Annotated in this window: 19 protein-coding genes; 10 read left to right on the forward strand and 9 right to left on the reverse strand. The window is 68.3% G+C overall.

The window, feature by feature from the left end; all coding sequences use genetic code 11:
* Positions 1–314 precede the first annotated feature (314 nt).
* On the forward strand, positions 315–2486 hold the full coding sequence (locus tag AC5IG3_RS17100; protein WP_491907488.1) for a putative bifunctional diguanylate cyclase/phosphodiesterase: 2172 nt from the start codon (positions 315–317) through the stop codon (positions 2484–2486).
* 34 nt (positions 2487–2520) lie between these two features.
* Here the strand turns inward: AC5IG3_RS17100 and AC5IG3_RS17105 are convergent, their stop codons facing one another.
* Together AC5IG3_RS17105 and AC5IG3_RS17110 are read right to left on the reverse strand one after the other, a co-directional pair.
* Positions 2521–3498, reverse strand: coding sequence for a GMP reductase (locus tag AC5IG3_RS17105; protein ID WP_491907489.1), 978 nt, complete (start codon positions 3496–3498; stop codon positions 2521–2523).
* Positions 3499–3658: 160 nt separating this feature from the next.
* Positions 3659–4693, reverse strand: a complete 1035-nt coding sequence (locus AC5IG3_RS17110; protein ID WP_491907490.1) for a patatin-like phospholipase family protein — start codon at positions 4691–4693, stop codon at positions 3659–3661.
* A gap of 176 nt (positions 4694–4869) precedes the next feature.
* On the opposite strand from AC5IG3_RS17110, the gene AC5IG3_RS17115 reads away from it, so the two are divergent.
* Complete coding sequence (locus AC5IG3_RS17115; protein WP_491907597.1) at positions 4870–7362, forward strand: UvrD-helicase domain-containing protein; 2493 nt, start codon at positions 4870–4872, stop codon at positions 7360–7362.
* Between the two features lie 33 nt (positions 7363–7395).
* Positions 7396–7635, forward strand: coding sequence for a DUF2789 domain-containing protein (locus AC5IG3_RS17120; RefSeq protein WP_491907491.1), 240 nt, complete (start codon positions 7396–7398; stop codon positions 7633–7635).
* Positions 7636–7647: 12 nt separating this feature from the next.
* Here AC5IG3_RS17120 and AC5IG3_RS17125 read toward each other — a convergent pair whose 3' ends face one another.
* Entirely contained in the window at positions 7648–7833 is a 186-nt protein-coding gene (locus AC5IG3_RS17125) for a hypothetical protein (RefSeq protein WP_491907492.1), read from the reverse strand.
* Between the two features lie 96 nt (positions 7834–7929).
* Positions 7930–8568 carry a DUF4124 domain-containing protein gene (locus AC5IG3_RS17130; RefSeq protein ID WP_491907493.1) on the reverse strand — a complete coding sequence of 213 codons (639 nt, stop codon included), beginning with the start codon at positions 8566–8568 and terminating at the stop codon, positions 7930–7932.
* A 110-nt stretch (positions 8569–8678) separates the two neighbouring features.
* Here AC5IG3_RS17130 and AC5IG3_RS17135 point away from each other — a divergent pair, with 110 nt between their 5' ends.
* Together AC5IG3_RS17135 and AC5IG3_RS17140 are read left to right on the forward strand one after the other, a co-directional pair.
* The gene (locus tag AC5IG3_RS17135) at positions 8679–9647 is read left to right on the forward strand and encodes an MBL fold metallo-hydrolase (RefSeq protein WP_491907494.1); all 969 of its coding nucleotides are present in this window, start codon (positions 8679–8681) and stop codon (positions 9645–9647) included.
* Positions 9648–9651: 4 nt separating this feature from the next.
* Positions 9652–10266, forward strand: coding sequence for a LysE family translocator (locus AC5IG3_RS17140; RefSeq protein ID WP_491907495.1), 615 nt, complete (start codon positions 9652–9654; stop codon positions 10264–10266).
* A 74-nt stretch (positions 10267–10340) separates the two neighbouring features.
* Here AC5IG3_RS17140 and lpdA read toward each other — a convergent pair whose 3' ends face one another.
* Genes lpdA through aceE form a run of 3 tightly spaced genes read right to left on the reverse strand, consistent with a single transcriptional unit; the run spans position 10341 to position 16595 of the window.
* Positions 10341–12161 (reverse strand): dihydrolipoyl dehydrogenase, encoded by a 1821-nt coding sequence (gene lpdA / locus AC5IG3_RS17145; RefSeq protein WP_491907496.1) that lies wholly within the window; start codon positions 12159–12161, stop codon positions 10341–10343.
* A gap of 16 nt (positions 12162–12177) precedes the next feature.
* Positions 12178–13845, reverse strand: a complete 1668-nt coding sequence (gene aceF, locus AC5IG3_RS17150; RefSeq protein WP_491907497.1) for a dihydrolipoyllysine-residue acetyltransferase — start codon at positions 13843–13845, stop codon at positions 12178–12180.
* 32 nt (positions 13846–13877) lie between these two features.
* Positions 13878–16595: a pyruvate dehydrogenase (acetyl-transferring), homodimeric type gene (aceE, locus tag AC5IG3_RS17155; RefSeq protein WP_491907498.1), complete on the reverse strand. Its 2718-nt coding sequence runs from the start codon at positions 16593–16595 to the stop codon at positions 13878–13880.
* Positions 16596–16853: 258 nt separating this feature from the next.
* Here aceE and AC5IG3_RS17160 point away from each other — a divergent pair, with 258 nt between their 5' ends.
* From AC5IG3_RS17160 to AC5IG3_RS17180, 5 genes are all read left to right on the forward strand, one after another.
* Positions 16854–19358 (forward strand): PAS domain-containing sensor histidine kinase, encoded by a 2505-nt coding sequence (locus tag AC5IG3_RS17160; RefSeq protein WP_491907499.1) that lies wholly within the window; start codon positions 16854–16856, stop codon positions 19356–19358.
* The gene (locus AC5IG3_RS17165) at positions 19355–19978 is read left to right on the forward strand and encodes a response regulator transcription factor (RefSeq protein WP_491907500.1); all 624 of its coding nucleotides are present in this window, start codon (positions 19355–19357) and stop codon (positions 19976–19978) included. The genes AC5IG3_RS17160 and AC5IG3_RS17165 overlap by 4 nt, the downstream gene beginning before the upstream one ends.
* A 106-nt stretch (positions 19979–20084) precedes the next feature.
* Positions 20085–20939, forward strand: coding sequence for a bifunctional methylenetetrahydrofolate dehydrogenase/methenyltetrahydrofolate cyclohydrolase FolD (gene folD, locus AC5IG3_RS17170; RefSeq protein ID WP_491907501.1), 855 nt, complete (start codon positions 20085–20087; stop codon positions 20937–20939).
* Between the two features lie 6 nt (positions 20940–20945).
* Complete coding sequence (locus tag AC5IG3_RS17175; protein ID WP_491907502.1) at positions 20946–22988, forward strand: M3 family metallopeptidase; 2043 nt, start codon at positions 20946–20948, stop codon at positions 22986–22988.
* Positions 22985–23557 carry a lipocalin family protein gene (locus AC5IG3_RS17180; protein ID WP_491907503.1) on the forward strand — a complete coding sequence of 191 codons (573 nt, stop codon included), beginning with the start codon at positions 22985–22987 and terminating at the stop codon, positions 23555–23557. The genes AC5IG3_RS17175 and AC5IG3_RS17180 overlap by 4 nt, the downstream gene beginning before the upstream one ends.
* On the opposite strand, the gene AC5IG3_RS17185 is transcribed toward AC5IG3_RS17180, so the two are convergent.
* Together AC5IG3_RS17185 and AC5IG3_RS17190 are read right to left on the reverse strand one after the other, a co-directional pair.
* Positions 23554–25845, reverse strand: a complete 2292-nt coding sequence (locus AC5IG3_RS17185; protein ID WP_491907504.1) for a diguanylate cyclase domain-containing protein — start codon at positions 25843–25845, stop codon at positions 23554–23556. The genes AC5IG3_RS17180 and AC5IG3_RS17185 overlap by 4 nt on opposite strands.
* Positions 25845–26639 carry a transporter substrate-binding domain-containing protein gene (locus tag AC5IG3_RS17190; RefSeq protein WP_491907505.1) on the reverse strand — a complete coding sequence of 265 codons (795 nt, stop codon included), beginning with the start codon at positions 26637–26639 and terminating at the stop codon, positions 25845–25847. The genes AC5IG3_RS17185 and AC5IG3_RS17190 overlap by 1 nt, the downstream gene beginning before the upstream one ends.
* Between the last annotated feature and the right edge of the window lie 74 nt (positions 26640–26713).

Here is a 26713-nt window from a genome sequence, read left to right on the forward strand (position 1 = left end):
CGACGGTTGTAATTTTTTCATATTCGGCTGGATGCAGCCCTCTATCGCGCAAAATACGAAAAAGTAATGGAATTCGTGGCGGCTTTCACACGGTGTTTCCGGACTTGCACTGGCGCTGCGTCCAGAACCCGAAGGGGTTCGTAACGCAGGCCATGAGCAAAGACAAGGCTGCCGTTTTCCGTCTCCCGCCGTTGATGTCCCGTCGATGGGTTGGCTTGTGGGCACGCGTGCCCCGATACAGGACCCGAGAACAACAAGATGCAAGCACCTGCCAAACCGCGCAACCCGGCCCGCCCGGCTGGATGCTGCTGCCCATGCTGAGCCGCGTCAGACGCCTGCAGGCGTGCAGCAGCCAGCCGTGGATCGTGGCCTGCGGATTGATGCTGCTGCTGCTGACGCTGGGCAAGCCCGTGCTGCAGCAGCTGGAGCAGGTCAGCCTGGAGGTTCTGCTGCACCTGGCCGGCATGAGCCACGGCACGGCCATCACACCCGTCCCCGCTTCGCTGGCCATCGCCCTGAACAGCCTGCCGCTGCTGGTGGCCGCAGGTTTCCCAAAACTGCCCGGACGAACGCTCGGGCACGGCCCCTGGCTGCTGCCACTGCCGCTGCTGGGCAGTGCCGGCCTGCTGGCGGGCTGGTCGATCTGGTTGCCGAGCATGGCGCTGACGCTGAGCCTGAGCCTGGGCTGGCTGCTGGCGCGCAACCGCGAACTGCGCCGGGCGCAGCGGGAATTGCAACAGGCGCGCAGCCAAGCCGACACCACGCTGCAGGCCATTACCGATGGGGTCATCACCATCGACGCGCGCCGCCGCGTGCGCTACCTCAACCCCAGCGCCGAGCGGCTGGTCAGCCACGCGTTGGCCCAGGCGCAAGGCCTGCCGCTGGCCGACGTGCTGGCGCTGGACGCGCACGGCCAGCCGCTGCTGGATCAGGCGCTGAGCGAATGCCTGCTGCAGGCGCGCGTGGTGCAGATCCAGCGCCCCTTGCGTGTGATGTGCCAGGGCGTGGAACACCAGGTGCAAGTCACGGCCAGCCCGGTGCGGACGTCCGACAGCACGCCACCCCGGCCGGCTGAAGCCGCCGCCGATGCGCCTGCGCGAGGCTTTGACCTTCACCCTGTCCAGGGTGCCGTGCTGACGCTGACCGACATGACCGACCGCCTGCACGCCGCCAGCCGCCAGCAGCACGAGGCCACGCATGACCAGCTCACCGGCCTGCCCAACCGCACGCTGCTGACCGACCGCCTGCAGCACGCCGTGCTCGGCGCGCAGCGCGGCCACACCAGTGTGGCGCTGCTGTTCATCGACCTGGACCGCTTCAAGCGCATCAACGACAGCCTGGGCCACCGTCACGGCGACACCGTGCTGCAGGTCATCGCCCAGCGCCTGCGCGACAGCTGCCAGCCGCACGACACCGTGGCGCGCTGGGGCGGCGATGAATTCGTGGTGCTGCTGGAGCAGGCCACCAGCCGCGAGGTGGTGGCGGCGCGGGCGGCGCAGATCATCGTGGCAGTGACCGACGACCTGCTGATCGACGAGATCGAGGTCGCCTGCGGCTGCAGCATCGGCATCGTCATGGCGCCGCAGGACGGCGTGGCCAGCGACGCGCTGCTCGCCATGGCCGATACCGCCATGTACCGCGGCAAGGCACGTGGCGGCAAGCGCTTCGAGTTCTATGCCGCCGAGATGCCCGCCTGGACGCGCGAGTGGCTGGCGCTGGAGACCCGGCTGCGCCACGGGCTGGAAGAGCACCGCTTCGAGCTGCATTACCAGCCGCAAGTGCACCTGGTCACGAACCGCCCGGTCGGCATGGAGGCGCTGCTGCGCTGGCGCCAGCCCGACGGCGAGCTGTGGGCACCGGCGCGCTTCCTGGCCGTGACCGAGGAAACCGGGCTGATCCTGAGCATCGGCGAATGGGTCATCCGCGAAGCCACGCGCCAGATCGCCCGCTGGCGCACCGAAGGCCTGCCGCTGCTGCCGGTGTCGGTCAACGTCTCGGCGCGCCAGTGCCTGGACCGCAGGCTGGTGCAGGTGGTGGCCGACGCGCTGACCGACAGCGCCGTGCCGGCCGCGCTGCTCAAGATCGAGATCACCGAGAGCACCGCCATGTCCGACCTCGGCCAGCTGCACCACCTGCTGACCGACCTGCGTGCCATGGGCGTGAGCGTGGCGATGGACGACTTCGGCACCGGCTACTCATCGCTGTCCTACCTGAAGCGCTTCCCGGTCGACCAGATCAAGATCGACCCGAGCTTCATCAACGACATCACCAGCGACCCCAACGGGGCGGCCATCGTGCGCGCCACCATTGCGCTGGCCCACGGCCTGGGCGTGCCGGTGGTGGCCGAGGGCGTGGAGTCCGAAGAGCAGATGCGCTTCCTCAAGCTCCACCAGTGCGACATCGCCCAGGGCTACCTCTACGCCCACCCGCAGTCGGCGGACGACCTGAGCGTCTTCCTGCGCAAGAGCATGGGCGCGCTGGCCTGAAGCCAACGCCCGGGTTGCCCACGCCCGTGCCGGCTCACATCAGCAGATGCTCGCCGGCGTTCTCGCCGCCCAGGATGACGTAGTTGACGCGCCGCAGGTCGCTCAGCAGCTTGCCGCCGGCGTAGCTGATGGAGCTTTGCAGGTCTTCCTGCATCTCGCGCAGCGTGTCGCTCAGGCGGCCCTTGATCGGCTCCAGGATGCGCTTGCCCTCGACGTGCTTGTACTCGCCCTTGTTGAAGTCGCTGGCGCTGCCGTAGTACTCCTTGAACAACTGGCCGTCGACCTCGACCGTCGCGCCGGGCGACTCCTCATGGCCGGCGAAGAGCGAGCCGACCATCACCATCGCGGCGCCGAAGCGCACGCTCTTGGCAATGTCGCCATGGTGGCGGATGCCGCCGTCGGCAATGATCGGCTTGGTCGCCACGCGGGCACACCACTTGAGCGCGCTCAGCTGCCAGCCGCCGGTGCCGAAACCGGTTTTCAGCCGCGTGATGCAGACCTTGCCCGGGCCGATGCCGACCTTGGTGGCGTCGGCGCCCCAGGCTTCCAGGTCGATCACCGCCTCGGGCGTGCCGACGTTGCCGGCGATCACGAAGGCGCGCGGCAGGCGCTGCTTGATGTGCGCGATCATCTTGCGCACGCTCTCGGCATGGCCGTGGGCGATGTCGATGGTGATGTAGTCGGCGCCCACGCCGGTGGCGGCCAGCCGGTCGATCACGGCCACGTCGGCGGGCTTGACGCCCGAGCTGATCGACACATACAGCCCGCGCTCGCGCATGTCACCGGCAAAGGCGACCGCATCCAGATCGAAGCGGTGCATGACATAGAAGTAGCCGTCGGCGGCCAGCTGGCGTGCAATGCGCTCGTCGAGCACCGTCTTCATGTTGGCCGGCACCACCGGCAGCTTGAAGCGGCGTCCGCCGAACTCCACCGAGGTGTCGCACTCGCTGCGGCTCTCGACGCGGCATTGACGGGGCAACAACAGGACGTTGTCGTAGTCGAAGATTTCCATGGAAGGTGGCTCTCATCAGTGGGGCGGCGTTGATGCAGTGCCACCCCAAGGCTGCGAGCGCTTGACCTGGAACCCGGCCGCCTCACGCACCGGGCACCAGAATTTGGGCCCGATGGTCGAGTTTACGCGCGCCTGCCCTGGCATTCAGGCATTCAGGCATTCAGGCGAACAGCGCCTCCAGATCCACCGTGGCATGGCGGCCCACGTCAGCCTGGGTCTCGTCCAGCCACTGCCGGGCGCGGTGGCGGCCCAGGTCGCGCAGGTTCTCCAGAAACGGCCGGTGGGCGAGCAGCTTGGTCTCGGGCGTCAGGTGGCCCAGCGCCGCCTGCGCGTCGATCAGGTGCCAGCGCAGGCGGCGCAAGCGCCGCTCCTGCCGCCCGACCGGCCACCAGCGGTGCCGGGCGGCGGTGCAGGCGCGGCCGTAGGACGCGGCCTCGCGCTGGAAGGTGGCGTTGAAGGCGATCTCCGCCACGCGGCTGCGGATCTCGGTCACGCTGCTGGGGGTCTTGGGCGGCGGTTCGGCGGCGTCCAGCGTGCTCAGCATGACGATCAGCACATCGTCGGCGTGGCCGGGCGCGGCCAGCGGAAACAGGGCCGGGTTGGCGCTGTAGCCGCCGTCCCAATAGGCTTCGCCGTCGATCTCGACCGCATGGTGCAGCGTGGGCAGGCAGGCCGAAGCCAGCGCGGCATCCACCGTCAGTTCGTGCTCGCGAAACAGCCGCAGCCGCCCGGTGCGCACCTGGGTGGCGGCGATGTAGAGCCGCACCGGGCTGGCCTGGCGCAGGCGCTCGAAGTCGATGCGCTGCGCCAGCAACTCGCGCAGCGGATTGAGACCCAGCGGGTTGAGCTGATAGGGCGAGAACAGCTGGCTCCACTGCAGCGCCACCCGCGCGGCGGGCGCCAGGCTCGGCTCGTTCGCATCGCCCACGCTGAACCATTCGGGCAGCTGCGCGCCGATGTCAGCCCAGAACGCGGCCAGCGCCTCCCGCCCGCCGTCATTGCCGCCCTCGGCCAGGCCATGGGCCATGACGATGGCGTTGAGCGCGCCGGCGCTGGTGCCGCTGAGGGCGTCCCACTCGAAGCGGTCGGCCTCCAGCAGCGCGTCCAGCACGCCCCAGGTGTAGGCGCCGTGGGCGCCGCCACCCTGCAGCGCCAGACTCAGCGGCGGACGTTGGTTCGATCCTCTGAACTTCATGGGACGCTCCTATCAAGAGCCGCTCAAGGGTTCGCTCAAGGGCCGTCACAGCGGGATGCTGCAGTGCAGCATAACGGCAAAGGACAAAAAAATAGAATCCCCTCATGCCCGACCTCCAGCACCCGCCCGCCCTGCCCGAATCCGCCGAATCAAATCACCCGGCCTTTCGCGACGACATGCCCCTGGTCGATGAGCCCGGCACGGGCGCCGATGCGTTCGCCGGCTCTGAACCCGATCTGCCGGCCCGCACGGCCGCCCTGCCCGCCAGCCTGCTCGCCAACCTCAACCCCGAGCAGTACGCCGCCGTGACGCTGGCGCCCGAGCCGGCGCTGATCCTGGCCGGCGCCGGCTCGGGCAAGACCCGTGTGCTGACCACCCGCATCGCCTGGCTGCTGCAGACCGGACAGGTCGGCCCCGGCGGGCTGATGGCGGTGACCTTCACCAACAAGGCGGCCAAGGAGATGGTCCACCGTCTGTCGACCATGCTGCCGTACAACGTGCGCGGCATGTGGATCGGCACCTTCCACGGCCTGTGCAACCGCTTCCTGCGCGCGCACTGGAAGCTCGCCGCACTGCCGCAGAGCTTCCAGATCCTCGATTCCGGCGACACGCTCAGCGCCGTCAAGCGCGTCATCAAGGCCATGAAACTCGATGAAGAGCGTTTCGTGCCCAAGCAGGTCAGCCGCTTCATTGCCAGCTGCAAGGAAGAAGGCCGCCGCCCGCCTGACGTGGCGGTGCACGACGGCCAGACGCAAAAGTTGGCCGAGATCTACCAGGCCTACGAGGACCAGTGCCAGCGAGAAGGCGTGGTCGACTTTGCCGAGCTGATGCTGCGCAGCTACGAGCTGATGCGCGACCAGCCCTCGATCCGCGAGCACTACCAGCGCCGCTTCCGCCACATCCTGGTTGACGAGTTCCAGGACACCAACAAGCTGCAGTACCTGTGGCTGAAGATGTTCGCCGGCGCGCCCGATGCACGCGACGCTGCGGCGCTGTTCGCGGTGGGCGATGACGACCAGAGCATCTACGCCTTCCGTGGCGCGCAGGTCGGCAACATGAGCGACTTCGAGCGCGAGTACCGCGTCAAGCAGGTCATCAAGCTGGAGCGCAATTACCGCTCGTTCGGCAACATCCTGGACAGCGCCAACGCGCTGATCGCCCACAACGCCAAGCGCCTGGGCAAGAACCTGCGCACCGAGGCCGGCCCGGGCGAGCCGGTGCGCATCTTCGAGGCCACCAGCGACTTTGCCGAGGCACAGTGGCTGCTGGAAGAAATCCAGGCCCTGCACCGCAGCGGCACGGCGCGCAGCGAAACCGCCATCCTGTACCGCAGCAACGCGCAGTCGCGCGTGATCGAGTCGGCGCTGTTCAACGCCGGCGTGCCGTACCGGGTCTATGGCGGCCTGCGCTTCTTCGAGCGTGCCGAGGTCAAGCACGCCCTGGCCTACCTGCGCCTGCTGGAGAACCCCAACGACGACACCAGCTTCCTGCGCGTGGTGAACTTCCCGGCGCGCGGCATCGGCACCCGCAGCGTCGAGCAACTGCAGGACGCCGCCCGCACCAGCGGCCGCAGCCTCTACCAGGGCGTGAGCGCCCTGAGCGGCGCGGCGGGCGTCAAGATGGCCGGCTTCAACAAGCTGATCGACGACCTGCGTGACGCCACCCGCGGCCTGACGCTGCGCGAGATCATCAGCCGCATGCTGGCCGCCAGCGGGCTGATCGAGTTCTACCGCACCGAAAAGGAAGGCCAGGACCGCATAGAGAACCTGGAAGAACTCGTCAACGCCGCAGAAGCATTCGTCACCACCGAAGGCTTCGGCAAGGACGCCGTCGGCCTGCCGGTGGACGAAACCTCGCCGGGCACGCTGACGGCGCCCAAGCCGGGCGAGCCCAACGCGGTCGCCGCCGTCGACCTGCAGCCCGATGCGGAAACCGGCGAGATCCTGTCGCCGCTGGTGGCCTTCCTGACCCACGCCTCGCTGGAGGCCGGTGACAACCAGGCCCAGGCCGGCCAGGACGCGGTGCAGCTGATGACGGTGCACTCGGCCAAGGGCCTGGAGTTCGACGCGGTCTTCATCACTGGGCTGGAAGAAGGCCTGTTTCCGCACGAGAACTCACTGACCACCGTCACGGCATCCGGCGGCGAAGGGCTGGAGGAAGAACGCCGGCTGATGTACGTGGCCATCACCCGTGCGCGGCAGCGGCTCTACATCAGCTTCAGCCAGACCCGCATGCTGCACGGCCAGACGCGCTACAACGTCAAGAGCCGCTTCCTGCAAGAGCTGCCCGAAGCGGCGCTGAAGTGGATCAGCCCCAAGGGCCAGGCCTTCGGCTCGGGCTTTGCGCCCAGCTACCAGCAGGCCTGGCAGCGTGGATCGGGCCTGAGCGGCGTGGTGGGCGCCGGGCGTAACAATGGCTGGCAGCCCCCCGCCGCGCCGCCGCCACCGGCCTGGGCAGCACCGGTGCCCGCCGCCATGAGCCAGAGCGCGGCCCAGGCCGCTGGCCACGGCCTGCGCAAGGGCCAGAGCGTCTTCCACACCAAGTTCGGTGAAGGCGTGGTGCTGACGCTCGAAGGCGCCGGGGCCGACGCCCGGGCTCAGGTCAACTTCGGGCGACATGGCAGCAAGTGGCTGGCCCTGTCGGTGGCCAAGCTCACGCCCATCGAATAAGCTGTGGGGCATTGCCTTCACTGGAGAAATGCCATGGAAAGCCCGCTGCACGACCTGCCCACCCTATTCAAGCAACTCGGCCTGCCCAGCACAGCGGTCGATGTGCAGACCTTCATCGCCCGACATGCACCGCTGGCCGGGCAGGTTCACTTGGCAGACGCGCCGTTCTGGACACCCTCGCAGGCTAGTTTCCTGCGCGAGGAATGCCAGGACGACGCCGACTGGGCCGGCGTGGTCGATCAGCTCAACCTGCTGCTGCGCGCCGCGCGCTGAGTCAGTCCGATATCAGTCCGGCGCCACGGCCGCCGGCGTGGCCGGTGCGCTGACCACGTCGATGGTTTTCTCGATCACCTTGCCAGTGACCTTGACGCCGGTGGTCACCACCGCCGCGCCGACCGAAACGGCCGCACCCGCCACCGATCCCGCCAGGCTGACGGCACCGCAGCCGCTGAGCGGGGCAAGGCACGTCACGCTGACGAGGCTGACAAGAAACAGGCGGAGGCGAGGAGATGAGTTCGACATGGCGAAAAACGGTTGCGTGGATAGGACGGCAAAGACGCGATGGTCTCAGAACCGGATGCCGCTGGCCGCCGGTCCGGGCGGCGGCGCAACAGGCGCAGGCGCATTCATGCGCGGCGCGGCCAAGGCGGGCGCCGGCGCACCGGAAACCAAGGGCTGCGCGGACGGCTGGCGATAGCCCGACGGCAGCCGCGACGTCGTCGGGTAGCCCGCCGCATCCAGCGCCGCCTGCCAGTCCTGCGCGCTGTAACCCACCAGCCGGCGCGCGCCGACGCGCAGGATCGGCAGGTTGGTGGTCTGCTCCAGGCGCTGCAACTCGCCCACGTCGTCGGACGCGGCCACGCTGCGCTCGCTGTGCGGAATGCCGCGCTGGCGCAGCAGCACCCGGGCATCGTCACACGGTGCGCAGGCGGGCGCGGTGTAGAGCACCACGGGCGCACGCGCGGCAAGCTGGCTCAACTCGTAGGGCAGCGCCGGCTCGCGGGCCGTGCCGCCCTGCAGGCGCAGCGGCTTGGCCTCGGCGGGCGGGCGATCGGTGTAGGTGACGCGGCCCTGGGCGTCGGTCACCTTGTACTGCGCCAGCGCAGGCAGGCATGCGCCCGCCAGCACGCTGCACAGCCCGGCCAGCCATGTCCGCCAGGCGCGGTTCGTGGGCGGTGGCAATGACGATCGAGGTGAATACGGCATGTTCAGACTCCTGATGCCGCGATGATGCCAGCGCCCGCTATCGGCCCGATGTCGGCAGCGCAAGGACACGCTGGCATGATTTGCAGTCTCCACTGACACCGCCCGCCATCATGACCGCACCCGATTTCCTGCAGATCCTGGACCACGGCATCACCGTGATCGACACCGGCTTCCACCGCCCGCGCTTCGACGCCGCCTACCTGATGGTGCAGGACGGCCGCGCCGCCTTCATCGACACCGGCCACAACGCGGCCGTGCCACGCCTGCTGGCCGCACTGGCGCACCACGGCCTGGGCGTGGACGCGGTCGACTGGGTCATTCCGACCCACGTCCACCTCGACCACGCCGGCGGCACCGGCCTGCTGATGCAGCACCTGCCCCACGCCCGTGCGCTGATCCACCCGCGCGGCGCCCGGCACCTGATCAACCCGCAGGCGCTGGTCGAAGGCGCCCGCGCCGTCTATGGCGCCGAGGAAGTGGCGCGCACCTACGGCGAGATCGTGCCGATTGCGGCCGAGCGCGTGGTCGAGAGCCACGACGACATGACCGTGCTGCTGGCCGAGCGCCCGCTGCGCCTGATCGACACCCCCGGCCACGCCCGCCACCACCATTGCGTCTGGGACGCAGCCAGCCGCGGCTGGTTTACCGGCGACACCTTCGGCATCAGCTACCGCGTCTTCGATGGCGCGCAGGGCCCCTACATCCTGCCGAGCTGCACGCCGGTGCAGTTCGAGCCCCAGGCCATGCGCGACTCGCTCGCCCGCATGCTGGCGGCCGAGCCGCAGTGGATCTTCCCGACCCACTATGGCCCGCTGGGCAATGTACCGGCGCTGGCGGCGCAACTGCGCACGCAGATCGACGAGTTCGAGCACGGCGCGCTGGCCTGGGCCAAGGCCCACCCCGGCGCCACGGCCCCGGCGCGCGAGGCCGCCATGATCGAGCTGATGCGCAACATCCTGCTGGGCGCCGCCCGCCGCGCCGGCTCGCCCTTGAGCGAGGCGCAGGCCGAGGACTGGCTGTCGCTGGACATCACGCTCAACGGCCAGGGCCTGGCGATCTGGCTGGGCAAGCAGGGCTGATGTGATGCTGCCGCTCGACACCCTGGCCACCTTCTTCGGCGCCGCCGTGCTGCTGAGCCTGTCGCCCGGGCCGGACAACGTCTTCGTGCTGCTGCAATCGGCCCAGCATGGCCGGCGCGCCGGCCTGCTGGTGGTGCTGGGGCTGTGCACCGGCCTGATCGGCCACACGCTGGCGGTGGCGCTGGGCCTGGCAGCGCTGTTTGCCGCCTCGGCCCTGGCCTTCACCGCACTCAAGCTGGCCGGCGCGGCCTACCTGCTCTGGCTGGCCTGGCAGGTGCTGCGCGCGCCCGTGGGCGAGTTCAACCCCTCGGGGCCGACCACCAGCGCCGGCCGGCTTTACCGGCGCGGCGTGCTGATGAACCTCAGCAACCCCAAGGTGGCGATCTTTTTCCTGGCGCTGCTGCCGCAGTTCACTCGACCCGAACTCGGCCCGGTGGCGCCACAGATCATGCTGCTGGGCGCGGTGTTCATGCTCGCCGCGCTGCTGACATTCGGCGTGATCGCCTGGTTTGCCGGCACGCTGGGCGAGCGGCTGCAGAACTCGGCACCGCTGCGGCTGGCGCTGAACCGCGTCACGGGCGTGGTATTCATCGGGCTGGCGGGGCGGCTGGTGGTGTGAGGGGGATTTGCGCCCACAAAAAAGCCCGGACCGTCGCCAGTCCGGGCTTTGCCTTTCAGCCGTGCTGAAGCCGCTTACTTCTTGCTCGGCGGCAGGTCCGTGCAGCTGCCGTGTGCCACTTCGGCGGCCATGCCGATGCTCTCGCCCAGCGTCGGGTGCGGGTGGATGGTCTTGCCGATGTCGACCGCGTCGGCGCCCATCTCGATGGCCAGCGCGATCTCGCCGATCATGTCGCCGGCGTGCGTGCCGACCATGCCGCCACCGAGGATCTTGCCGTGGCCATGGGCCTCGGGCGAGTCGTCGAACAGCAGCTTGGTGACGCCTTCGTCGCGGCCGTTGGCGATCGCGCGCCCCGACGCCGTCCACGGGAACAGGCCCTTCTTGACCTTGATGCCCTGCGCCTTGGCCTGGTCCTCGGTCAGGCCGACCCATGCCACTTCGGGGTCGGTGTAGGCCACGCTCGGGATCACGCGGGCGTTGAACGCGGCCGAGGCCAGTTCCTTGTTGCCCTGCAGCGTGCCGGCGATGACCTCGGCCGCGACGTGCGCCTCGTGCACCGCCTTGTGCGCCAGCATCGGCTGGCCGACGATGTCGCCGATGGCGAAGATGTGCGCGACGTTGGTGCGCATCTGGATGTCGACGTTGATGAAGCCGCGATCCGTCACCGCCACGCCAGCCTTGTCGGCGGCGATCTTCTTGCCGTTGGGCGTGCGGCCAACCGCTTGAAGCACCAGGTCGTAGAGGCCTTCGCTTTTCGTGCCGTCCAGGCCCTCGAACTGCACCTTGATGCCTTCGGGGGTGGCTTCGGCGCCGACGGTCTTGGTCTTCAACATGATGTTGTCGAAGCGCTTGGCGTTCATCTTCTGCCAGATCTTGACCAGGTCGCGGTCGGCGCCCTGCATCAGGCCGTCGAGCATCTCGACCACGTCCAGGCGCGCGCCCAGCGTGCTGTAGACCGTGCCCATTTCGAGGCCGATGATGCCGCCGCCGACGATCAGCATCTTCTTGGGCACTTCCTTCAAGGCCAGTGCGCCGGTGCTGTCGACGATGCGGTCGTCGGCCGGGAAGAACGGCAGCTTCACCGACTGCGAACCCGCGGCGATGATGGCGTGCTTGAACTTCACGACCTTGCTGGCGCCCGCCCGTTCGGTGCCGGTGCCGGTGGTCTCTTCGACCTGCACGTGGTACGGGTCGAGGAAGGTGCCGACGCCGCGCACGGTGGTGACCTTGCGCATCTTGGCCATCGCCGCCAGGCCGCCGGTCAGCTTGCCGATGACCTTTTCCTTGTGGCCGCGCAGCTTGTCGACGTTGACGCTCGGCACGCCGAAGTCGACGCCCAGGTCACACAGGTGGCTGACCTCGTCCATCACGGCCGCGACGTGCAGCAGCGCCTTCGACGGGATGCAGCCGACGTTCAGGCAGACGCCGCCCAGCGTCGCATAACGCTCGACGATCACGACCTTCAGGCCCAGATCAGCCGCGCGGAACGCCGCCGAATAACCGCCAGGGCCGGCGCCGAGCACGAGCAGGTCGCACTCGACATCGGCCGCGCCGCTGTAGCTGCCGGCCGGACCCGCCGCCACGGCGGCAGGCGCTGGGGCCGCGACCGGAGCCGCAACGGGTGCCGGAACCGGGACCGCAGCAGGCGCCGCAGCGCCTTCGGCTTCCACCGTCAGCAGCACATCGCCCTGGTTGATCTTGTCGCCGAGCTTGACGCGCAGTTCCTTGACCACGCCCGCGTGCGAGCAGGGAATCTCCATTGAGGCCTTGTCGGACTCCACGGTGATCAGGCTCTGCTCGGCCTTCACCGTGTCGCCGGGTTTGACCAGCAACTCGATGATCGCCACGTCCTTGAAGTCGCCGATGTCGGGGACTTTTACTTCGATCAATGCCATGTTGTGCACTCCTGGATCACAACACGATGCGGCGGAAGTCCGCCAGCAGCGATGCGAAGTAGACGTTGAAGCGGGCTGCGGCCGCGCCATCGATGACGCGGTGGTCCCACGACAGCGACAGCGGCAGCATCAGGCGCGGCTGGAAGGCCTTGCCGTCCCACTTGGGCTCGATGGCGCTCTTGCAGACGCCCATGATGGCGACTTCCGGCGCATTGATGATGGGCGTGAAGTAGCGCCCGCCGATGCCGCCCAGCGACGAGATGCTGAAGCAGCCGCCGGTCATCTCGGCGGGGCCGAGCTTGCCGTCGCGTGCCTTCTTGGCCAGCTCGCCCATTTCCTGGCTGATCTGGAAGATGCCCTTCTTGTCGGCGTCCTTGATGACCGGGACCATCAGGCCGTTGGGCGTGTCCGCGGCGAAGCCGATGTGGAAGTAGTTCTTCAGCACCAGCGTGTCGCCGTCGAGCGAGGCGTTGAACTCGGGGAACTTCTTGAGCGCGGCCACGGCGGCCTTGATCATGAAGGCGAGCATCGTGACCTTGACGCCGCTCTTCTCGTTTTCCTTGTTGGTCGCCACGCGGAAGGCTTCCAGCTCGGTGATGTCCGCGTCGTCGTGGTTGGTGACGTGCGGAATGATCACCCAGTTGCGGTGCAGGTTGGCGCCCGAGATCTTCTTGATGCGCGACAGGTCCTTGCGCTCCACGGGGCCGAACTTGGCGAAGTCGACCTTCGGCCAGGCCAGCAGGCCGGGGAAGGTGTCGCCACTACCGGCTGCGGCAGGTGCCGGTGCCTTGGCCTTTTGCGCCACGGTCTGCACCGCGCCGGCCATGACGTTCTTGACGAAGCCCTGGACGTCGGCCTCGGTGATGCGGCCCTTGGCGCCGCTGCCCTTGACCTCGACCAGCGGCACGCCGAGTTCGCGGGCGAACTTGCGGATCGACGGCGAGGCGTGCGGCAGCGACAGGTTCAGCGTGGTCGGCTCGTGCGCGGGCACGGCAGCCACCGGCGCCGCAGCAACGGCCGCAGCCGGCGCGGCAACCGCAGCGGCAGCAGCCACCGGGGCAGCCACCGGCGCCGGAGCGGGCGCGGCCGGCGCTGCGCCTGCCGCGCCCGCTACACCTTCAAGCACCACCACCGGCGAGCCCTTGCTGACCTTGTCGCCGAGCTTGACCAGCAACTGCTTGACCACGCCGGCATGCGACGACGGGATCTCCATCGAGGCCTTGTCGGACTCGACCGTGATCAGGCTTTGCTCGGCCTTGACGGTGTCACCCACCTTGACCAGCAGCTCGATCACCGCGACGGTGTCGAAATCGCCGATGTCGGGCACGACGACCTCGATCGGGCCGGCAGCTGCGGCAGGCGCTGCCACAGGCGCGGCGGCCACAGGCGCTGCTGCGACCGGGGCAGCGGCTGCAGGTGCGGGGGCCGCAGCGGGCGCCGCAGAGCCCGCCACTTCCAGCGTCAGCAGCACCGAGCCTTCCTTGACCTTGTCGCCGAGCTGGACCTTCAGCTCCTTGACGATGCCGGCGTGCGACGACGGAATCTCCATCGACGCCTTGTCGCTTTCGACCGTGATCAGGCTCTGCTCGGCCTTGATGCTGTCGCCGGGCTTGACCAGCAACTCGATGATCGCGACTTCACTGAAGTCCCCGATGTCGGGGACTTTCACTTCGATCAATGCCATGTTGTGTTTCTCCGTTTGCGCTGGGACGAGGCTCAGGCGTAGAGCGGGTTGATCTTGTCGGCCTTGATGCCGTACTTGGCAATCGCAGCCGCCACCGTGGTGGCCGGCAGCACGCCGTCGTCAGCCAGCGTCTTGAGCGCCGCGACCACGATGTAGTGGCGGTTGATCTCGAAGTGCTCGCGCAGCTTGCTGCGGAAATCGCTGCGGCCGAAGCCGTCGGTGCCCAGCACCTTGTAGGTCTGGCCGCGCGGGATGTAGGCGCGGATCTGCTCGGCGTAGTTCTTCATGTAGTCGGTCGACGCGATCACCGGGCCGCCCGTGCGCAGCAGCTGCTGCGTGACGAACGCGACTTGCGGCGCGTCGGTCGGGTGCAGCAGGTTGTGGCGCTCGACGGCCTGGCCGTCACGGGCCAGTTCGTTGAAGCTCGGGCAGCTCCAGACGTTGGCGCTGACGCCCCAGTCGGATTCCAGCAGCAGCTTGGCGGCCTGCGACTCGCGCAGGATGGTGCCCGAGCCCAGCAGGTTGACCGTGGCGCTGGCCGGTGCGGCCTCTTCCAGCAGGTACATGCCCTTGATGATCTCGGCCTCGGTGCCGGCTTTCAGGCCGGGCATCGGGTAGTTCTCGTTCAGCAGGGTGATGTAGTAGAAGACGTTTTCCTGGCGCTCGACCATGCGCTTGAGGCCGTCCTGCATGATGACGGCGACTTCATGGGCGAAGGTCGGGTCGTAGCTGATGCAGTTGGGAATGGTGCCGGCCAGGATGTGGCTGTGGCCGTCTTCGTGCTGCAGGCCTTCGCCGTTCAGCGTGGTCCGGCCGGACGTGCCGCCCAGCAGGAAGCCGCGCGCCTGCATGTCGCCCGCCGCCCAGGCCAGGTCGCCGATGCGCTGGAAGCCGAACATCGAGTAGTAGACGTAGAACGGCACCATGATGCGGTTGGACGTGCTGTAGCTCGTGGCCGCTGCGATCCAGCTGCTCATGCCGCCGGCCTCGTTGATGCCTTCCTGCAGGATCTGGCCGGCCTTGTCCTCGCGGTAGTACATGACCTGGTCCTTGTCGACCGGGGTGTACTGCTGACCTGCGGGGTTGTAGATGCCAACCTGGCGGAACAGGCCTTCCATGCCGAAGGTGCGCGCCTCGTCGACCAGGATCGGCACGACGCGCGGGCCCAGCGCCTGGTCACGCAGCAACTGCGTCAGGAAGCGCACATAGGCTTGCGTGGTGGAGATTTCGCGGCCTTCGGCAGTGGGTTCGATCACGGCCTTGAAGGTCTCGAGCGGCGGCACGGTGAAGCTCTCTTCAGCCTTGACGCGACGCTTGGGCAAGTAGCCGCCCAGCGCCTTGCGGCGGGCGTGCAGGTACTGCATCTCGGGGGTGTCGTCGGCGGGCTTGTAGAACGGGATGTTCGGCAGTTCGCTGTCGGGCACGGGAATGTTGAAGCGGTCGCGGAAGGCCTTGATGTCCTCGTCGATCAGCTTCTTGGTCTGGTGGACGGTGTTCTTGCCCTCGCCGACCTTGCCCATGCCGAAGCCCTTGACGGTCTTGATCAGCATCACGGTCGGCTGGCCCTTGGTGTTGACCGCCTTGTGGAAGGCCGCGTAGACCTTCTGCGGGTCGTGGCCGCCGCGCTTCAGGGCCCAGATCTCGTCGTCGGTCATCTTGGCGACCATTTCGAGCGTGCGCGGATCCTTGCCGAAGAAGTGCTTGCGGACGTAGGCGCCATCGTTGGCCTTGAAGGCCTGGTAGTCGCCGTCGAGCGTCTCCATCATCAGCTTGCGCAGGGCGCCGTCCTTGTCGCGCGCCAGCAGGCCGTCCCACTCGCTGCCCCACAGCAGCTTGATGACGTTCCAGCCCGCGCCACGGAACTCGCCTTCGAGTTCTTGCACGATCTTGCCGTTGCCGCGCACCGGGCCATCGAGGCGCTGCAGGTTGCAGTTGATGACGAAGACGAGGTTGTCGAGGTTCTCGCGCGCGGCCAGGCCGATGGCGCCCAGCGACTCGGGCTCGTCCATCTCACCGTCGCCGCAGAAGACCCAGACCTTGCGGTTGCTGGTGTCGGCGATGCCGCGGGCGTGCAGGTACTTCAGGAAGCGCGCCTGGTAGATCGCCATCAGGGGGCCGAGGCCCATCGAGACGGTCGGGAACTGCCAGAACTCGGGCATCAGCTTCGGATGCGGATAGCTCGACAGGCCCTGGCCGTCGACTTCCTGGCGGAAGTTCAGCAGCTGCTCTTCGGTCAGGCGGCCTTCCAGGTAGGCGCGGGCGTAGACGCCCGGCGACACGTGACCCTGGATGTAGAGGCAGTCGCCGCCGTGTTCCTTGCCAGCTTCGTTGCTCTCGGCGTGCCAGAAGTGGTTGAAGCCGGCACCGAACATGTGCGCCAGCGACGCAAAGGAGCCGATGTGGCCGCCCAGGTCGCCGCCGTCTTCGGGGTTGTGGCGGTTGGCCTTGACGACCATCGCCATGGCGTTCCAGCGCATGTAGGCGCGCAGGCGCTCTTCGATCTCGATGTTGCCGGGGCAGCGCTCTTCCTGGTCGGCAGGAATGGTGTTGACGTAGGCGGTGTTGGCCGAGAACGGCACGTCGATGCCGGCCTGGCGGGCCTGGTCGATCAGCGTCTCCAGCAGGAAGTGGGCGCGGTCACCGCCCTCGGCGCCGATGACGGCGGACAGCGCGTCCTGCCATTCGCGGGTTTCCTGGGCGTCGGTGTCATGGGCCGCCGCTTGGGGCAGGCTCTCGGGCAATGCAGACATGAAGTCTCCTCGTGCTGCTTGTGATGAAAACCCCGCAGACACGGGGCAACGCGCCCTTTTTCAGGGCTTGGGGCGAAAGTCTCGCACAAGAGCGATTGAATTTCAAATCGTGCGTGTTGATTTCATAATGCGAAATATTATCGAACGATCGTTTCTTTTTGGTGCACCGCAACATCCCGGCAGGCACCGGTTCCACATCGATAATTCAGGCATGAAAGCGCACGTCTGCCCATGAGTTCCAACCCTCGCTCTCGTCCGATGGCGGGCCGCTCCCGCCTGCAGCGCTGGTTCGGGTCCTGGTGGCGGCGTCTGCCACCGGCGCGTCAGGATCGTGTGGCAGCACTGGCGCCGCTGCTGTCGGTGCTGCTGTTCCTGGCGACGATGGTGGTGGCGTTCTGGTACTTGCGCACCGAGGAGGTCGAGCGCGAGCTGGAATCCGTCAAGCGTGACACCGAACTGGTGCAACAGCAGATCCGGCTGCGCCTGATCGACAACCAGGAACAGCTGGTGCGCCTGGCACGCGAGGTGGTGACACGCGCCACCAACCGCGAGGACTTCGTCGCCCAGAGCGAGGCGCTGATCCAGAGCCGGCCGGAGATCGTCGGCATCTCCTGGCTCAATGGCTCGCGCCAGGCGGTGGCGCGCCATGTGTCGCCCGATCTGGTCGGCGCCATGCCCAGGCTGGGCCTGCTGGACGGCATCGACACCAGCACCGGCCGCGCGCAGGCGGTGACGGCCTTCGAGGACGCGCGCGACCTGCGCCTGCCGGTCTACTCCCGCCCCTTCCTCCACGACGCCAAGCTGCTGGTGTTCCAGGTGCATGTGCCGCTGATCGACCATGGTGCCTTTGCGGGCACGCTGGTGGCGGAATACTCGGTCGAGGCGCTGCTGCGCTCGTTCGTGCCGGCGGAGGTCTCGCGGCGCCACGTCATCAGCCTGCTCGGCGTGGACGACCAGACGCTCGTCAGCACCATGGCCAGCCAGCCCGGACGCACCAGCACCACGCTGAGCTACAGCGTGTCGTTCGCCCCCGTGGGCCACGGCGTCACCCTGCGCGGCGAGGGCTACCGCACCTCGTTCGGGCTGATCGGCAACACGCTGTTCTGGATGGTGCTGGCGCTGTCGGTGCTGACGCTGTGGATGCTGCTGGGCACCTGGCGCCACATGCGCCGGCGCCTGCAGATCCAGGGCGCGCTGGTGCAGGAGACCAACTTCCGCCGTGCGATGGAAAACTCCATGCTGACGGGCATGCGCGCCATGGACACCGACGGGCGCATCACCTACGTCAACCCGGCCTTCTGCGCCATGACCGGCTTCAGCGAGGCCGACCTGATCGGTCGCATGCCGCCCTTCCCGCACTGGCCGCCCGAGCGCATGGAAGAAAGCGCCCGCCTGCTGCAGCAGGAGCTGGCCGGCCGCAGCCCGGCCGGCGGCATCGAGGTCAAGGTCATGCGCAAGGACGGCACGCGCTTCGACTCGCGGCTGTACGTGTCGCCGCTGATCGACGCACGCGGCCAGCAGACCGGCTGGATGACGTCGATGACCAACATCACCGAGGCCAAGCGCATCCGCGACCAGCTCACCGCCTCGCACGAGCGCTTCACCACCGTGCTGGAGGGGCTGGACGCCTCGGTGTCGGTGCTGTCGGTGCCGGCAGGCGAGCTGCTGTTTGCCAACCGCAGCTACCGGCTCTGGTTCGGCTCGGACGCGCTCTGGCACGGCCAGCTCGCCGGGCTGCACACGCCGCAGCTGGCGCGCCTGGACACCAGCGATCAGGAAGAGGACGACGTCGACGCGCTCACCGGCCTGCCGGCGTCCGAGCTGCATGACCTGGGCGCCGACCCGCGCGAGGTCTACGTCGAGAGCCAGCAGAAATGGTTCGACGTGCGCGCCCGCTACCTGCAGTGGACCGACGGCCGGCTGGCGCAGATGCTGATTGCCACCGACATCACCGTACGGCGGCGCATGGAAGAGCTGTCGGCCCAGCAGGCCGAACGCGCGCAGGTCACCAGCCGGCTGGTGACGATGGGCGAGATGGCGTCGTCGGTGGCTCATGAGCTGAACCAGCCGCTGGCGGCCATCAGCAACTACTGCAGCGGCATCATCTCGCGCCATCAGGCCGGTCGCCTGACCGATGAAGACCTGATCAGCGCGCTGGAGAAGACCGCGCGCCAAGCGCAGCGCGCCGGGCAGATCATTCACCGCATCCGCTCGTTCGTGAAGCGCAGCGAGCCGCAGCGCCAGATGTCGAGCGCGGTCGAGATCGTCGAGGACACGCTGGAGCTGGCCGGCATCGAACTCAAGCGCCGCAACGTCGCCATCCACAGCTATGTGGCCAAACGGCTGCCGCCGCTCAACGTCGATCCGATCCTGATCGAGCAGGTGCTGCTCAACCTGATCAAGAACGCTGCCGAGGCCATCGACAACGCGCAGTTGCCCAACTCGCGCCGCACGATCGAGCTGCGCGTGGTGCCGCATCACACGCCCGACCTGGGCGGCACGATCGAGTTCAGCGTCACCGACGCCGGCCCCGGCCTGAAGGAAGAAGTCATCAACCGGCTCTATGAAGCCTTCTTCTCGACCAAGGCCGATGGCATGGGCATCGGCCTGTCGCTGTGCCGCTCGATCATCGAGTCGCATCAGGGCCGGATCAAAGCGGAGAACATTTACACTGCAGGGCTACCTACAGGGTGCCGATTCACGGTCTTGTTGCCCGTGAGCAGCACCATCGATTCGACCTACAAGAGTACCGAGCAGACATGAGCTTGATCCCGAAAAAAGGCACGGTCTACGTCGTCGATGACGATGAAGCCGTGCGCGATTCATTGCAGTGGCTGCTCGAAGGCAAGGACTACCGCGTCAAGTGCTTCGACTCGGCCGAAGCCTTCCTGTCGCGCTTCGACCCGCGCGAGGTCGCCTGCCTGGTGGCCGACATCCGCATGGACGGCATGACCGGCCTGGAGTTGCAGGATCGCCTGCTGGAGCGCCGCAGCCCTCTGCCCATCGTCTTCATCACCGGCCACGGCGACGTGCCGATGGCCGTGACGACGATGAAGAAAGGCGCCGAAGACTTCATCGAGAAGCCCTTCAAGGAAGAGGAACTCCTCAACCTGATCGAGCGCATGCTGGAGCGTGCCCGCAGCGCCTTCTCGCAGTACCAGGAACAGGCCAGCCGCGACGCGCTGCTGGGCCGCCTGACCACGCGCGAGTCGCAGGTGCTGGAGCGCATCGTCGCCGGCCGCCTGAACAAGCAGATTGCCGACGACCTCGGCATCAGCATCAAGACGGTGGAAGCGCACCGCGCCAACATCATGGAAAAGCTCAACGCCAACACGGTGGCCGATCTGCTGAAGATCGCCCTCGGCGCTGCGGCCAAGGTCTGACGCTCTTTGCTCAACGAAAGGCCGCCACGCGCGGCCTTTTTGTGTTTTGATGCCAGCCGTTTTTGTTCCCCTCACCCACTGCACAGCCTCACCCGGATTCACTGACATGACCGCACAACTGATCGACGGCAACGCCCTGTCCCGCCAGATTCGCGCCGATGTGGCGCAGCGCGCCTCCGCGCTCAAGGCCCGTGGCATCACGCCCGGCCTGGCCGTGATCCTGGTGGGCGAAAACCCCGCCAGCCAGGTCTATGTGCGCAACAAGGTCAAGGCCTGCGAGGACAGCGGCCTGCACTCGGTGCTGGAGAAGTACGACGCCACGATGACCGAGGCCGAGCTGCTCGCCCGCGTCGAGGCGCTCAACAACGATCCCGCCATCCACGGCATCCTGGTGCAACTGCCGCTGCCCAAGCACATCGACGACCACAAGGTCATCGAGGCGATCTCGCCCGACAAGGACGTCGACGGCTTCCACGTCGCCAGCGCTGGCGCGCTGATGGTGGGCGAAGTCGGCTTCAAGGCCTGCACGCCGTATGGCTGCATGAAGATGCTCGAATCCATCGGCATGAAGGACCTGCGCGGCAAGCACGCCGTGGTGATCGGCCGCAGCAACATCGTCGGCAAGCCGATGGCCATGATGCTGCTGGCCGCCAACGCCACCGTCACCGTCACGCACAGCGGCACGGCCGACCTGGCCTTCCACACGCGCCAGGCCGACATCGTGGTCGCCGCCGTGGGCAAGCGCAACGTGCTGACCGCCGACATGGTCAAGCCCAGCGCCGTGGTGATCGACGTCGGCATGAACCGTAACGACGAAGGCAAGCTGTGCGGCGACGTCGACTTCGACGGTTGCAAAGAGGTGGCCGGCTACATCACCCCCGTGCCGGGCGGGGTCGGGCCGATGACCATCACAATGTTGCTGGTCAACACCCTTGAAGCGGCCGAGCGCGCTGCCATCTGAACCAGCATGAACACACCCAACCCGCTGCTTTCCCCCGCCCCGCTGCCGCTGTTCGACGCGATCCGCCCCGAACATGTCGGCCCGGCCATCGATGCCCTGCTGGCGCAAGCCAGCGAGGCGCTGGAGTTGGCCGTGAGCGACGCCACGCCGGCCGACTACGACGCGCTGAGCCGCGTGCTGGGCGTGGCGACCGAGCGGCTGGGTTGTGCCTGGGGCGCGATCGGCCACTTGAAGGGCGTGATGGACACGCCCGAGCTGCGCGCGGCCTACAACGCCCAGCTGCCTGCCATCACCGAGTTTTTCACCCGTCTGGGCGCGGATGAGCGGCTGTACGCCAAATACAAGGCGATCGACAAGGCCATCGCCACCAGCCCGGCTGCCGCCAAGCTGGACGCGGCACGCGCGCAAGCCCTCAAGCACAGCCTGCGCGATTTCGTGCTCTCGGGCGCCGAGCTGCAAGGCGAGGCCAAGACCCGCTATGCCGCGATCCAGGACGAGCAGGCGCAGCTGTCTCAGGCGTTCTCCGAGCATGTGCTCGACGCCACCGACGGCTACAGCCACTACGCCAGCGCCGCCGAACTGGCCGGCGTGCCCGAAGACGTGCTGATGGCCACGCGCGCGGCGGCCGAGGCCGAAGACCGCGACGGCCACAAGCTCACGCTGCACATGCCGGTCTACCTGCCGGTGATGCAGTACGCCGACAACCGCGAACTGCGCCAGCGCCTCTACACGGCTTATGTCACCCGCGCCAGCGAAGCCGGCCCGGCCGAGCGCGACAACAGCGCCGTGATGGCCAGCATCCTGCGCCTGCGCCAGGAAGAGGCCGTGCTGCTGGGCTATCCGAGCTACGCCGACGTGTCGCTGGTGCCCAAGATGGCGCACGACCCCAAGCAGGTGCTCGACTTCCTGCGCGACCTCGCCCACCGTGCCCGGCCCTACGCCGAGCGTGACCTGGCCGAGCTGCGCGAGTTCACCGCCCAGCACCTGGGCATCACCGACCTGCAGTCCTGGGACAGCGCCTACGCCAGCGAAAAGCTCAAGGAAGCGCGCTACGCCTTCAGCGATCAGGAGGTGAAGCAGTACTTCACCGAGCCCAAGGTGATGGCAGGCCTGTTCCGCATCATCGAGACCCTGTTCGAGGTGGCGATCCGCCCGGACGTGGCACCGGTCTGGCACGAGTCGGTGCGCTTCTACCGCATCGAGCGCGCCGGCCAGCTGGTCGGCCAGTTCTACCTCGACCCCTACGCCCGCCCCGGCAAGCGCCCGGGCGCCTGGATGGACGACGTGCGTGGCCGCTGGCAGCGCCCGGACACCGGCGCGCTGCAGACGCCCGTGGCGCACCTGGTGTGCAATTTCCCGGCGCCCGTGGGTGACAAGCCCGCGCTGCTGAGCCACGACGACGTGCAGACGCTGTTCCACGAGTTCGGCCACGGCCTGCACCACATGCTGACGCAGGTGAGCGAGCTGGCGGTCTCGGGCATCAGCGGCGTCGAGTGGGACGCGGTCGAATTGCCCAGCCAGTTCATGGAGAACTTCTGCTGGGAGTGGGAGGTCATCAAGCACATGAGCGCCCACGTCGACACCGGCGCGGCCCTGCCGCAGGCGCTGTTCGACAAGATGCTGGCGGCCAAGAACTTCCAGAGCGGCATGCAGACGCTGCGCCAGGTCGAGTTCTCGCTGCTGGACATGCGCCTGCACGCCGAAGCCGGCAGCGACACCCGCATCCAGCAGGTGATCGACGAGGTGCGCGACGAAGTTGCCGTGCTCAAGCCACCGGCCTTCAGCCGCCACCAGCACACCTTCTCCCACATCTTTGCCGGCGGCTATGCGGCGGGCTACTACAGCTACAAGTGGGCCGAGGTGCTGAGCGCCGACGCCTGGAGCGCCTTCGAGGAAGAAGGCGTGCTCAACCCCGACACCGGCCGCCGCTACCGCCAGCAGATCCTGGAAGCCGGCAGCGCCCGCGACGCGATCGACAACTTCAAGGCCTTCCGTGGCCGTGAACCGACGATCGACGCGCTGCTGCGCCACCAGGGCATGGCGGCATGAAGCTGCGGCTGCGGCTGACGCTGCGGGCGGGCGCGGCAACGGCAGCCTTGGCCTTGCTGGCGGGCTGCGCCTCGGCGCCTGGCGTGCCAACCGCGCCGATGGCCACCGTCGCCTCCGTCGACCTGACGCGCTACGCCGGCACCTGGTACGAGGCCGCCTCGCTGCCCAACCGCTTCCAGGCGCAGTGCGTGGCCGACACGCAGGCGCGCTACCGGGCGCAGGGCAATGACATCGAAGTCACCAACCGCTGCCGCAAGGCAAACGGCGCCTTCGACGAAGTCACCGGCGTGGCCAAGGTCGTGGCCGGCAGCGGCAACGCCAAACTGCGCGTGAGCTTCTTCCGCCCCTTCTACGGCGACTACTGGGTGCTGGCCTTGGCTCCCGGTAACCCGCCCGACTACGGCTGGGCACTGGTGGGCGAGCCGTCGCGGCGCTTCGGCTGGGTGCTGTCACGCTCGCCACAGATGGCGGCAGCCGACCTGGAAGCCGCGCTGGCCCAGGCCGAATCGCTGGGCTACGCGCGCTCGGCATTCAAGCTCACGCCGCAGACGTCTTCGACCGGCCCCTAAAGCAGCGCGGCCTTTTCGGCTTCTGCCGTGAACCGCATCCAGCGGTTGCGTCCGGCCCGCTTGGCGCGGTACATGGCGGCGTCGGCGTGGCGCATCAATGTGGGCGCGTCCAGCCCATCCTGCGGGTAGCAGGCCAGGCCGATGCTGAGACTGACGTGGGCGATGTGGGCCGGGTTGGCGGTCACGTCGAGCACGTCCAACACAAACGGCTCGGCGGCGGCGCGCAGCAGGTGCTCGGCCACTTCCTGCGCGGCATGGGGCTGGTCGATTTCGGGCAGCAGCACCACGAACTCATCCCCCCCCAGACGCGAGGCGGTGTCGCTGGCGCGCAAGTGCACATGCAGACGGCCGGCCAGCTGGCGCAGCAACTCATCGCCCAGATCGTGCCCGAGGGTGTCGTTGACGGACTTGAAGTGATCGATGTCCATGAACATCAGCGCAAATGAGTGCTGATAGCGCCGTGCCAGCTCCAGGCACTGCGTCAGGCGGTCCTGCAGCAGCAGGCGGTTGGGCAGGCCGGTGAGCGCATCGTGCTGGGCGCGGTGGGCCAGTTGCAGTGCCAGCGCATGGGCTTCGCTGACGTCCTGGAACACGGCCACGGCGCCGATCAGCGTGCCGCTGGCGTCGAACATGGGCGTCACGGCCTCCTGGATCACGAACTCGCTGCCGCCAGCCTGGCTCAGGCGCACCTGGTGCGGCAGTTGCGGGCGGCGGCGCTCGTGCAGGCACAGCGCCACCGGGTCGGGCAGTTCAGTGGCGCCGTCGACGGCGCGGCGGTGCACCACCTCGGCGTACCGCAGCCCCCGGGCGCGCTCTTCCGGCCAGCCGGTCAGGGTCTCGGCCACCGGGTTGAGGTATTCGACGCGCCCGGCCGCGTCGGTGCTGATGACGGCATCGCCGATGCTCTCCAGCGTGACGCGGCTGCGTTCGTGCTCGGCCGCCAGCTGCTCGGCCAGGCGCTTGCGGGTCACGTCTTCCAGCACGGCGTGGGTGATGGTGATGCGGCCGTCGGCATCGCGCTCGCGGGTGGCCGACAGCAGCACGTCGATCACCGCGCCATCGCGGCGGCGCAACTGCAACTCGACGTCGCGGCGGGCGCCGGTCTGGTCGAGATCAGGCTCGGGCAGTGCGCGGCGGGCGTCGTCGGTCAGGAAGTCGCGGAAGCGGCGGCCGATGACCTCGTCGCGCGCCTGGCCCAGGCGTTCGAGCCAGAGTTCGCTCACGCTCAGGATGCGGCCATCGGGGCCGACGGTGTGCATCATGGCGGGCGTGCGCTCGTACAGGTCGCGGTAGCGGCGCTGGCTGCGCTGCAGGTCGGCCCGCCGCAAGCGCGACTGCTCCATGGCGGCAGCCAGCAACAGCGGTGGCAGCACCAGCGCCAGGATCGGGCCGTACACCAGGCTCTGCTGCCAGACCGAGGTCAGCGGCGGCGGGGCGAACAGACCGTGCACGATCAGCAGACACGCGGTCGACGCCGCCAGCCAGGTCATGACCGTGACCGCCACGAAGCGCAGCCGCACGGCCGCCAGCACCAGCGGCAGCGTGACGTAGATGAAGGGGTAAGGCGAGCCCAGCAGCGACAGCACCGTGACGCCCACGGCCAGCAACGCCAGCGCCAGCGCTTCCGGGTCGACAAGCTGGCGGCGCAGCGCGGCCGGGCTGACCGACAACAGGCCCAGGCCCAGCGGCAGCAGCGAAACCGAGCCGATCACCGTGCTGTGGAACCAGCTCATCCAGAGCCGCACCGATGCGTTGAAATCACCCCCCCCCAGCAGCAGTGCCGCCACGCTGGAGCCTGCCAGCGTCGGTACCAGCGAACCACGCAGCAGCGCACTCCAGCAGCGCGACGGGCTGCTGCTGATGCCCTGATAGGCCGGCGTGGCGCGCAACAGCACCGCACCCAGCCAGGACTCGCACAGATTGGGCGGCAGAAAGCCCAGTGAGCGCAGCAGGCTGTGGCCCATCAGGCCGTTGGCCACGGTGATGCCCACGGCCAGTGCCAGCAGCAGGCTCGGCCATTGGCGGCGCGGCGCGGCCAGCAGACAGCACAGTCCCCAGACGTTGGCGTACCAGAGCCCGGCCAGCTCGCCCGGCGCCGTGCGCGACAGCCACAGCGCCACGCCGGCAAGCAGCCCGGCGCCGACGCCGGTCAGCAAGAACATGCGCCAGGGATGCGCATCCATCCAGGGCAGGATGAGGGCTTCGATGCGATGCGCGCGTTCGGCCTCTCCCTCGGTGACAGGCGGGCCGAGACCGGACGACAGGGTCTGGGGCAGTCGGGCGGACATCAGCGCTCCTGGTCGTCGCCCAGGTGGTTGCGGCGCCAGCGCAACCCACCCCAGATGAGCGCACCCAGCAGGCTCAGCGCCAGGGCGATCAGCATGAGGTGGTCGCGATCGCTGGCCGGCTGGTCGACTTCAGCCTGCGGCGGCAGCCAGCGCGCCAGCAGGGCCTCGCGCTCGGCAGCGGGCACGGCGCGCAGGCCGCGCTCCAGCGCCGCGCCGATGTCGGGCCGGTCCTTGCGCCAGGCGAGGCTGAGCGGGTAATCGAAACCCACCGGGCTGCCCAGGCGCAAATCGGTCCAGCCCTCGCGCTGCATCAGGAAGCCGACGCTGGCGACGTCGGCCACCACGGCAGCGACTTCCTGCCGGTGCAGGCGCTGCAAGGCCTGCAGGTCATCCGGCACCGCGACCCAGCGCACGGCAGGAAAGCGCTGGCGCACATGCGCCTCCACCGCGTAGCCCTGGCCCACCGCCACCGGCTGGCCGGCCAGTGCGGGCAAATCGTTCGCGCTGTTGAGCAGCGTCACCACCACGGCGGGCACGCGCACATAGGGCGGGCTGAAGGCGAGGTATCCGGCCCGCTCGGGCGTGGGGCGCAGGGAGGTCAGCACATCGACCTCACCGCGCTGCACGGCGGCCAGGTTCTCGGCCAGCGCAGCCGGCGGCAAGGTGATCAGCCGCAGCCCGGCCCGGCTGGCCGCGCGCTGCAGGATCTCGACCGACAGGCCCTGGATCGAGCCATCGGGCGCGCGGAAGACGAACGGGCCGTAATCCGCCTCGGGCGCGAAGCGAAGCGTCATGGCGGGCGCATCCGCGGCCGGTGGTGGGGCGGGTTCTGGCGCCACCGCTGACGCAGCACCTCCCGACCCAGACA

This window comes from Leptothrix sp. (in: b-proteobacteria) (assembly GCF_965250675.1).
Lineage (GTDB): Bacteria > Pseudomonadota > Gammaproteobacteria > Burkholderiales > Burkholderiaceae_C > Sphaerotilus.